The sequence below is a fragment of the Rhodococcoides fascians NBRC 12155 = LMG 3623 genome, assembly GCF_001894785.1.
Taxonomy (GTDB): Bacteria; Actinomycetota; Actinomycetes; order Mycobacteriales; family Mycobacteriaceae; genus Rhodococcoides; species Rhodococcoides fascians.
This window is the reverse complement of record NZ_BCWW01000034.1, coordinates 1-926: the sequence shown is the minus strand read 5'-3', so window position 1 is coordinate 926 and position 926 is coordinate 1. Positions and strand designations below refer to the sequence as shown.

Here is a 926-nt window from a genome sequence, read left to right as displayed (position 1 = left end):
CAGGCCCGCTACGGTGGGGGCTTCCATGAGTGCACGGACGCTGATTTCACAGTCGAAGGTTTCCTGCACGGCGGCTACGACACGCATCGCAGAGAGCGAGTTGCCGCCCAGGTCGAAGAAGGAGTCGTCCACGCTGACTCGCGGCAGGTCGAGAACCTTCGTGAAAATGCCGGAGATAATTTCTTCAACCGGAGATGACGGCGCTCTGTGAACGCCGCTGGCGAATTGCGGCTCGGGCAACGCCCATTTGTCCAGCTTGCCGTTGACAGTTAACGGCAACTCGTCGATGACCATCACCACGGCCGGAACCATGTACGCAGGCAATCGCGCGGCAACTCGTTCGCGCAGCGCCCCACCATCGATTCCCGCAGACACCTCGGTAGGTACGACGTAGCCAATCAACTGCTTGCCGGTATCGGTATCACGGGCCACCACTGCCGCACGCTCCACTCCGGTCAAGGCAGCGAGTGTTGCTTCCACTTCACCGATTTCGATGCGGTAACCACGAATCTTCACCTGATCGTCAGAGCGACCCACATACTCCAGCTCGCCGTCGTGATTCCAACGAACCAGATCGCCGGTGCGATACATCCGCGAACCCAAAGGGCCGAGCGGACACGCGACGAATCGCGATGCCGTCAAGCCCGGCCGTCGCACATAACCGCGTGCCACACCCCGCCCCGCGACATACAACTCACCAACCACACCGATCGGAACCCGCCGCAAACCGGAATCCAACACAAACAACGCATCACCCGGCACCGGCGTACCGATAGGAGCTCCATGACCAGGCTTCATGGGCGCACTCATAGAGGCGTAAACGGTGCTTTCGGTAGGACCCGTAGGAGTTGATCATTTCTCGGCCTGAAGCCCACCGATCGACAAGTTCGGGCGAGCACGCCTCACCCCCCACAAAAATGGTCCTT

General features: G+C 60.4%; 1 pseudogene. It reads right to left on the bottom strand.

From position 1 onward, the window contains the following. Positions 1 to 926, bottom strand: a pseudogene (locus RFA01S_RS27240) (non-ribosomal peptide synthetase); the annotation flags it as partial.